Raw genomic sequence first — 8810 nt, 5'->3', positions numbered from 1 at the left:
CCTCAGAGCCCCGGGTCCCGGGAGGCCCCCGACCCCTCGCCCTCAACCCCTGGTGGCCCCGGCTCAGCACCCCAACCCGGGAACCAGCGACCCAGCGAACCCCCGGCGAGCCGTGGGAGACTGGCCGGTATGCAGGAGACAGGCGTGGGCCGGCAGGGCCCGGGAACCGTTCTGGACACCCCCCAGGACCTGGCCGCCGCGGTGGCGGTGGTGCGGGCCCACCCCGGTCCGGTGGAGGTCACGATCGGGGCGAACCGCCCGGTGGGCTCGCACATGGGCTCCGTGGTGCGGCGTCAGGTCGCGCAGCAGCTGCGGGAGGCCGGTGCCGCGCCGCTGCTACTGCGCGCCCCGGTGGCCGTGGACGAGGACATTCCCGACGAGGGGGTGATCGCCGCGGTGGACGACGCGCTGGGGCTGTGCCGCGGCGTGGGCGCGGAGATGCTCGTGCTGGCACTCGGGGGAGTCTCCCACCGGGGGCGGCAGCGGCAGCGGCTGTACTCGATGCTCGCCGCGCTCGCGGAGGCCGCCTCCGACCACGGGGTGCGCCTCATGGTGCAGAACAGCTCGGTGGCCGAGGAGGTGCTCATGCTCCTCGCGCTGCTGGACCGCGAGCACCAGCAGGGCACCCTGGACGTCACCTCCCCGCACGTGACGTCGATGGCCTGGGACGTGTCCCGCTCCCGGGCCGCGGGACAGCCCGACGACGACGCGTGGCACCACGTGCGGCGCGTCGCGGACCGGGCGCAGGTGGTGGTCCGTGGCCTGGACGAACGGGACGAGGAGGTCCTCCGCAGGAGCCTCCCGGGCTACCGCGAACAGTGCGCGAGGGGGCGCATCCTGCCCGTGCTGACGCGCTGAGCGCAGGTGCTACAGTGATTTTTCGTGTGCCTGCGGGTGCATCGTCTGTTGCCGCCCCCGGGTGACAGCGCTCCGCCATGGTGTAATTGGCAGCACGCCGGCCTTTGGAGCCGTGAGTCTAGGTTCGAGTCCTAGTGGCGGAACGAACGACACATCGAGGCGAAGATGGCCCCCACCGCCTCACGAGCACCCAGAGGAGTCCGGCCCGTGAGCACCGTTGACACCGCCACGACCGGGGAGAACCCCGCCGCCGTCATCGTCCTTGCCGCGGGCAAGGGCACGCGGATGAAGTCCAAGACCCCCAAGATCCTGCACCAGATCGGTGGACGCTCCATGCTCGCCCACGCGCTCCAGGTGGCGCGCGAGCTCGAGCCGCAGCGCATCGTGGCCGTGGTCCGCCACCAGCGCGACCTCGTGGCCCAGCACATCGCGGACGTGGCACCGGGCGTGCTCACCGCGGACCAGTCGGACATCCCGGGCACCGGCTCCGCCGTGGACGCGGGCCTGGAGGTGCTCGACGCCGGGACCCCCGTGAGCGGCACCGTGCTGGTGACCTACGGTGACGTCCCCCTGCTCACCGCGGACACCCTGCGCTCCTTCCTGGCCCACCACACCGAGCACGGCAACGCGGTCACGGTGCTCACCGCGGACCACCCCGAACCCGGCAAGTACGGCCGGATCCTGCGGGACGCCCACGGGCGGTTCACGGAGATCAAGGAGTTCAAGGACGCCACCGAGGTGGAGCGTGCGGTCACCGAGGTCAACTCGGGCATCTTCGCGTTCGACGCCGCGGTGTTGCGCGACGCGCTCTCCCGCGTGGACACCGACAACGCCCAGGCCGAGAAGTACCTCACGGACGTCCCCCGCCTGGCCCGCGAGGCAGGCCACCGCGTGGACGCCCTGAAGATGGCCGACTACATGGAGCTCGAGGGCGCGAACGACCGCGTGCAGCTCGCCGCGCTCGGCCACTACCTCAACCAGCGCACGCTGCAGACCCACATGCGCAACGGCGTCTCCATCGTGGACCCCGCCACCACGTGGATCGACGACACCGTGGAGCTGGAGGCGGACTCCACCGTGCTGCCCGGTACCCAGCTGCACGGGCGCACCCGGGTGGCCGAGGACGCCGTCGTGGGCCCGGACACGACCCTCACGGACGTGACCGTGGGCCGGGGCGCCACCGTGACCCGGACGCACGGCAGCGAGTCCGAGGTGGGCGCCGGTGCCACCGTGGGGCCGTTCGCGTACCTGCGTCCCGGCACGGTGCTCGGGGAGGACGGCAAGATCGGCACGTTCGTGGAGACCAAGAAGTCCACGATCGGACGCGGCTCCAAGGTGCCGCACCTCTCCTACGTGGGGGATGCGACCATCGGCGAGAACTCCAACATCGGCGCGGCCTCCGTGTTCGTGAACTACGACGGTGTGAACAAGCACCGCACGAGCATCGGCAACGACGTCCGCATGGGCTCGGACAACATGTACGTGGCCCCCGTGACCGTGGGCGACGGCGCCTACTCCGGAGCCGGCACCACGGTCCGCAAGGACGTCCCCGCCGGCGCACTCGTGCTCACCGAGGGCAAGCAGGTCATCGTGGAGGGGTGGGTGCAGAAGCACCGCCCCGGCACGGCGGCGGCCCGCGCGGCGGAGGCCGCCCAAGAATCTGACCGCGGCACCGGCGCCTGAGCCAGAGCGCCGCGCGAGCAGGAACCCCAGGAACGTCAGAGAAAGCGAGTTCACATGACCGGCATCACCAACACGGGTTCGAACCGGATGGTTCTGCTCTCGGGTCGGGCGCACCCCGAGCTCGCGGAGCGCATCGCCAGTGAGCTGGGCACGGACCTGGTTCCCACCGACGCCTACGACTTCGCCAACGGCGAGACCTACGTGCGCTTCGGCGAGTCGGTGCGCGGTGCGGACGCGTTCCTGATCCAGTCCCACCCCGCGCCCATCAACCAGTGGCTCATGGAGCAGCTCGTCATGCTGGACTCCCTCAAGCGGGCGTCCGCCAAGTCCATCACCGTGGTCAGCCCGTTCTACCCCTACGCGCGCCAGGACAAGAAGCACCGCGGCCGCGAGCCCATCTCCGCCCGGCTCATCGCGGACCTGTACAAGACCGCGGGCGCGGACCGGCTGATGTCCGTGGACCTGCACACCGCGCAGATCCAGGGCTTCTTCGACGGGCCCGTGGACCACCTCATGGCCATTCCGCTGCTGAGCGACCACGTGCGCTCCGTGGTGGACGTGGACAACGTGACCGTGGTGTCCCCGGACACCGGGCGCGTGCGCGTGGCCGAACAGTGGGCCGAGCGCCTCGGCGGAGCCCCGCTCGCCTTCGTGCACAAGACCCGTGACATCACCGTGCCCAACCAGGCGGTCTCCAAGGAGGTCGTGGGCAACATCAAGGGCCGCACGTGCGTGCTGATCGACGACATGATCGACACCGGCGGCACCATCACCGGCGCCGTGCAGGTCCTCAGGGACCAGGGTGCCTCCAACGTGATCATCGCCGCCACGCACGCCGTGTTCTCCGGTCCCGCGGTGGAGCGACTCTCCACGTGCGGTGCGGACGAGGTGGTCGTGACGGACACCCTGCCGGTGCCGCCCGAGCACCAGTTCGAGAACCTCACGGTGCTCTCCATCGCCCCGCTGATCGCCCGCGCCATCCAGGAGGTCTTCGAGGACGGCTCGGTCACGAGCCTCTTCAACGGCCGCTCCTGAACCGGGCACCGTCCCGGGCCCGCCCCGGGATGCGGAAGAGCCGCCCACGTCGTCCGACGTGGGCGGCTCTCTGCCGCGTGGGCTCAGACGGGCAGGATCAGATGTTCAGGACCCGCACGTGGCCGGTCCTGGTGTGGAACGTGATCATGTACCCGTTGGAGAAGTTCTGCCGGACCTCGTCACCATAGCGGTACTCGTCCGTGGTGGGGAACCCCATGCCGCGTTCCATGCCGCTCCGGGACCAGCGCTTGCCGATGGCCCCGTACTCCTTGACGGCGTGAGATCCCGAGCGGGAGGTCCACATGACCTTGGTGCTCTGACCGGATGGAGTGCGGAACACCTGGTAGGCACCCCCCGGGATGGAGCGCTCCTCGTTGACCGGGAATCCGTAGCCCCGTTCGCGGCCCGTTGCTACGAACTTGCCGCCAATGCCGCTCGTGTTGCGTAGCATGTGCGCGCCGGTGTTCGGGTGCCAATACGCGGTTGTGATCACCCCGTTGCGGGAGAACTGCTGGTACCGGCCACCGTAGGCGGCGTCCTTCTCTGCGGACACAGGCTGCCCCCAGACCCCGGCACCGCCGGTCGCGTTGTAGACGGCAGCGATGCCGCCGCGGACCGAGTAGCCAGAGGGGCGCCCACCCAGCGGGGCGTAGGACGCGGACGATGCGAGGGACTGGAACTGGGCCCAGGACCCGCCGTAGACGTTGGAGTCGCCGGAGAACGGGCCGTTGTCGGAGAACTGCCACAGGTCGTGACGGGACCAGCCGTTGGGCATGTACGCGGGGTAGTCCACCCCGTAGGACGCCAGGTGGAGCGGGTGGTTGTTGAACTGGGCGGTGTTGCCGGTGCACGTGTACCACCAGTCGGCGGTGGTGTAGATCGCGGGCAGGCGCCCGGTGCGCTGCTTGTACCGGTCCGAGAAGGACTTGATCCAGGAGTTCATCTGCGGGGCGGACATGTTGTAGCACGTGTCGCCCAGCGAGGGGTAGGGGTTGTACTCGATGTCCAGCAGGCCCGGCAGGGTGCGGCCGTCCGCGGACCAGCCGCCGCCGTTGTTCACGAAGAAGTCCGCCTGGGATGCCCCGTCGGTCTGGCTGGGAAGGGCGAAGTGGTACCCGCCGCGGTTCATGCCCACGGCGTAGGACCCGGTGTACTGGTCGTTGAAAGCCTCGGAGCGGTACCCGATGCCCTCGGTGGTCTTGACGTACGCGAAGCGCGCGCCCGCGGCGTACTCGGCGCTCCAGTTGATGGCGGGCTGCCACCCGGAGACGTCCATGCCCGCGATGCCCGCGGGGCGCCAGGACCCGGCACGGACCACCAGGGACATGGAACCGGCGGGACCCACGCCGCCCTGGTCCGCGGCCTGTGCGGAGGCGCTCGGCGCGCTCGAGCTCTTGCCCGACGGCGCGGGGTTGCCGGACGAGGTGCTGCCACCCAGGACCGCGGCCTCCACCTTCTCGAGCTCCTTCTCGGAGGCCGCCGAGACCTTGGTGGTGTCCTCCATGGACTTCATCTTCTGGCCCATGGTGGCGCCGGGATTCCTGTCCCCGGTCTTGGGAGGGGCGGCTGGCAGCCGCGGATCGTCGACGACCGTCTTGAGCTCCTTGGTCTCCACGGAGACCACATCGCCCTTGCCGGGGTTCAGGTTCTGGTGCGGATCATTGCTCGCCGCGGCGGGCAGGAGCGTCGTGAGCACCAGTGCGGTTGCGGTCACGGCTGCGGGCAGAACTGTTCTGTGGAGGGTGGTCATACATGATGCCTTACTGCACGGGGGGAGAGCTGCTCGGCAGGCGGGAAGGGGAGCAACCTGGGGGGACGCACTGGAAAGTGTAATTGTTCGCATCGAGTTTCGGGGTATTTCGCCCGCCGGGAGCGCATAACGGGGAGATTTCATTCGGAAAAAGATTCGATGTCGCACGGGCTCGGCACCCGAGGCCTCGTCCGGGCGGGCGGCTCTGCGGCGGGGTGCTCCGCCCGGACGACGAAACGGCCGCGCCCCTCCCGGAGGAGGGGCGCGGCCGGTGAGAGGGCGTCGTCGTGCGCGCGGCGCCGCCTGCCAGCGGTGGACCGAGCGTGACCGAGGGCGGGGCTCAGTAGGCGCCGTCGGAGGCGAAGACGGCGCGCACGGTGCGGAGCATGATCACCATGTCCTGGACGGGGGACCAGTTCTCCACGTAGTACAGGTCCAGCCGGACGGTCTGGTTCCAGTCCAGGTTGGAGCGCCCGGAGACCTGCCACAGCCCGGTGATGCCCGGGCGGACCCGGAGACGGCGGTAGACGTGCTGCTCGTACTTGTCCACCTCACTGGCCAGTGGCGGACGCGGTCCCACGAGGGACATGGTGCCGTTGAGGACGTTGATGAACTGGGGCAGCTCGTCCAGGCTGTAGCGGCGCATCCACTTTCCCGGCCGGGTCACCCTGGGGTCGTCCTTCATCTTGAAGAGCACCCCGCCCTCGGACTCGTTGGCGGCGGTCAGAGCGGCCTTGCGCTCCTCCGCGTCCACGTACATGGAACGGAACTTGAGCATCTTGAAGCGGGTGCCGTCGATGCCCACCCGCTCCTGGGCGAAGAAGGCCGGGCCGCCGTCGTGCGCCTTGACCAGGATGCCGAGCACGATCATCACCGGGGAGAGCAGGACCAGCGCGGTGAGCGAGCCCACGATGTCGATGAGGCGCTTGACCAGCTTCTTGGCGCGGGTGAACCGCGGCGTGGCCACGTGGATCAGCGGGAGCCCCGCGAGCTGCTGCGTGTGGATGCGGGGCCCGGCCACGTCGGTGAGCCCGGTGTTCATCACGAGCCGGATGCGCTCGTCCGCCAGTGCCCACCCCAGGTGGCGGATCTCGGTGGTGGTCAGCGGCACGGAGGCGGCCATGACCAGGGTCTCCACGTCGTGCTCACGGCAGGCCTGCACGATGCCCTGCACGCTCGGGCGCTCCTGGGCGGCCAGCGCGTTGCAGGGCAGCTCCACGGTTTCCAGTGACTGCGGCAACCGGTGGTGCGAGGTGGGCATGTAGACGGCCACGGGGTCGAAGCCCGCGTCGGGACGGCTCTGCAGCTCACCCACGAGTTCCACGGCCCCCGGGAAACGGCCCACCACGATGGTGCGGGACATGTTCAGCCCCTGCTCGCGCCGGCGCATCAGCTTCCGGCGGGCCCACAGCCGGCCCACGAGCAGGATGACCGTGCCGAGGGGCAGGGCGATGAGGATGTAGCCGCGGGCGGTGGGCACGTTGAGCGCGTAGGACGCGATGGCGATGGCGGCGAAGAGTGTCAGGGATGCGGTGACGACCTGCTTGGCCTCCTCCGCCCCGTTGCCGATCAGCCGGACCCCGCGGGTGCCGCGCAGCTCGAGCCAGATCCACCATCCGACGGCGAGGAGCAGGCCCACGAGCCAGTAGGGGATGGGCAGGGCCTCCAGGTTGAGCAGACCCTGGAGCCACCCGAAGCGCAGTGCCTGGGCGAGCGCGAGCGCGAGGACGAGCGAGGCGGCGTCGTACACGCGCAGCTCCCGCTGGTAGCTCTCGCGCCACGAGAGGTGCTTGTGCTGGTGACTGGCTTCCTGGAACACGGTCGACGAACCTTCCCCCACAAACCGTTCGACGGCGAGACACCCCACGCGCTCGCTCGGATGCCGGGGTTCGAATCAGAGGCGACCCCCGCACCACGGTGTTCATCTCCCCCGAGATTTACGCCCGCTAACAGTGGAATATACTCCCTCACCTGGTCTAATACCTGCCGAATGCATGGTTCAGCACAGATTTGTGGACATCTGGCAGCCGCGTGCGGCGCCGGACGTGGACCGGATGGGGGTCATCTGTCGGCCACTCTGGTGCGCGAGGGACATGGGCCCCACGGTTGCCGTGCGGAGGGGGGTGGGAGTGCGACCGGCGGCGGCCGCGCGGGCGGTGCGTGCTATCCTGACCCGGTTGCCAAGGCGAGGGGGCAGTCGCGCTGCCCCGTTATCGACGACGGCCTGTGGATCCTGACGATCCACCGCACCCGGTGCAGATCCTCCCGGGCGGTGGGACACCTGGAGCCGCACCACGTCGATCGGACGCCGTCCGCGACCGTGGTGCCGGGCACCGCGTGCGGACGGTCTGACGGCGACCGACCAGACCCACGACCGAAGGAGCACCACCATGGTGGACATCATCACCATCCCCGCAACCCTGCGCACCGAGTTCGGCAAGGGCTACGCCCGCCGCGTGCGCGCCAGCAACCAGATCCCCGCCGTGATCTACGGCCACGGGGCCGAGCCGCTGCACGTGGTCCTGCCGGGTCACCAGATGATGCTGGCCTCCCGCAACCCGAACGCCGTCCTGGAGATCAACGTGGACGGTGAGGGCCACCTGGCCATGATCAAGGAGGTCCAGCGCCACGCCGTCCGCCCCGAGATCCTCCACATCGACCTGCTGACCGTTCGCCGCGGCGAGCGCGTCGAGGTCGAGATCCCCGTGACGGTCGAGGGCGAGGTTGCCCCCACGGCCATCCACAACGTCGAGGAGAACGTCCTCGTGGTCGAGGCCGATGCCCTGAAGGTCCCCGAGCACCTGGTGCTCGACATCGAGGGCCTCGAGGCGGGCGAGCACGTCTACGCGAAGGACGTCACCCTGCCCTCCGGCGTCACCCTGGTCTCCGACCCCGAGCTGCTCGTGGTCAACGTGTCCGAGCCGGTCGAGCAGGACCTGGGCGAGGAGCCCGAGACCGAGGGTGAGGAGTCCGAGGAGGATGCCTCCGAGGGGACCGCCGAGGAGTCCTCGGACGACGAGTAGGCCTCTCGACCCCGTCACCTCCCGGGTGGCGCGGTCACGTGATGAGCGGCGGCGGGTGCCTCGGGTGCCCGCCGCCGTCGTCGTCCCGGCGTGGACGGCGCCCAGGACGAGAGCGAGGAGCACGGCATGACGGAACGCACCCTGGTGGTGGGCCTCGGCAACCCGGGGGACCGGTACGCGGGCACGCGGCACAACATCGGCGCCATGGTGGTGGCGGAGCTCGCGGCGAGGGCGGGCGTGACGCTCTCGGCGCACCGGGCGCGCGCGGTGGTCGCGGAGACGCGCATGCGCCCGGGAGCCCCGAGGCTCGTGCTCGCGCAGCCGCTGAGCTGGATGAACGTCTCGGGCGGGCCCGTGAGGGCACTGAGCACCTACTACTCCCTGGGGCTCGAGGACCTGGTGGTGGTCCACGACGACATCGACCTTCCCTTCGGGGCGGTGAAGCTCAAGCGCGGGGGCGG

At 70.1% G+C, this 8810-nt stretch carries 7 protein-coding genes and 1 tRNA gene; 6 read left to right on the top strand and 2 right to left on the bottom strand.

The genetic code is table 11. The features are described 5' to 3' along the window. Positions 1-129: 129 nt before the first annotated feature. From CWC38_RS09880 to CWC38_RS09865, 4 genes are all read left to right on the top strand, one after another. Complete coding sequence (locus CWC38_RS09880) at positions 130-858, top strand: apurinic/apyrimidinic endonuclease family protein (protein WP_121846580.1); 729 nt, start codon at positions 130-132, stop codon at positions 856-858. Between the two features lie 71 nt (positions 859-929). Continuing rightward, a tRNA-Gln gene (locus CWC38_RS09875) sits at positions 930-1001 on the top strand. A gap of 64 nt (positions 1002-1065) precedes the next feature. After that, entirely contained in the window at positions 1066-2541 is a 1476-nt protein-coding gene (glmU, locus tag CWC38_RS09870) for a bifunctional UDP-N-acetylglucosamine diphosphorylase/glucosamine-1-phosphate N-acetyltransferase GlmU (RefSeq protein WP_121846579.1), read from the top strand. 54 nt (positions 2542-2595) lie between these two features. Next, complete coding sequence (locus tag CWC38_RS09865; protein WP_121846578.1) at positions 2596-3576, top strand: ribose-phosphate diphosphokinase; 981 nt, start codon at positions 2596-2598, stop codon at positions 3574-3576. Positions 3577-3673: 97 nt separating this feature from the next. Here the strand turns inward: CWC38_RS09865 and CWC38_RS09860 are convergent, their stop codons facing one another. Both CWC38_RS09860 and CWC38_RS09855 read right to left on the bottom strand, forming a co-directional pair. After that, positions 3674-5290, bottom strand: coding sequence for a GH25 family lysozyme (locus CWC38_RS09860; protein ID WP_240625201.1), 1617 nt, complete (start codon positions 5288-5290; stop codon positions 3674-3676). Positions 5291-5666: 376 nt separating this feature from the next. After that, positions 5667-7145 (bottom strand): sugar transferase, encoded by a 1479-nt coding sequence (locus tag CWC38_RS09855; RefSeq protein ID WP_121846576.1) that lies wholly within the window; start codon positions 7143-7145, stop codon positions 5667-5669. A 571-nt stretch (positions 7146-7716) separates the two neighbouring features. Between CWC38_RS09855 and CWC38_RS09850 the strand changes: the two genes are divergently transcribed. Both CWC38_RS09850 and pth read left to right on the top strand, forming a co-directional pair. Continuing rightward, positions 7717-8349, top strand: coding sequence for a 50S ribosomal protein L25/general stress protein Ctc (locus tag CWC38_RS09850; protein WP_121846575.1), 633 nt, complete (start codon positions 7717-7719; stop codon positions 8347-8349). 126 nt (positions 8350-8475) lie between these two features. Next, positions 8476-8810, top strand: a 335-nt coding sequence (gene pth / locus CWC38_RS09845; RefSeq protein ID WP_133306249.1) for an aminoacyl-tRNA hydrolase, incomplete at its 3' end; no start/stop codon positions are given.

The sequence above is a fragment of the Kocuria tytonicola genome (assembly GCF_003687455.1).
GTDB classification, from domain to species: domain Bacteria; phylum Actinomycetota; class Actinomycetes; order Actinomycetales; family Micrococcaceae; genus Kocuria; species Kocuria tytonicola.
The sequence above is the reverse complement of the archived record's forward strand: the minus strand, read 5'-3'. Positions and strand labels throughout refer to the sequence as shown.

Excerpts from the sequence above, each read along its gene's own strand:
- CWC38_RS09865 (WP_121846578.1), top strand. The coding sequence starts at position 2,596 with ATGACCGGCATCACCAACACGGGTTCGAACCGGATGGTTCTGCTCTCG.
- CWC38_RS09880 (WP_121846580.1), top strand. The coding sequence starts at position 130 with ATGCAGGAGACAGGCGTGGGCCGGCAGGGCCCGGGAACCGTTCTGGAC.
- CWC38_RS09850 (WP_121846575.1), top strand. The coding sequence starts at position 7,717 with ATGGTGGACATCATCACCATCCCCGCAACCCTGCGCACCGAGTTCGGC.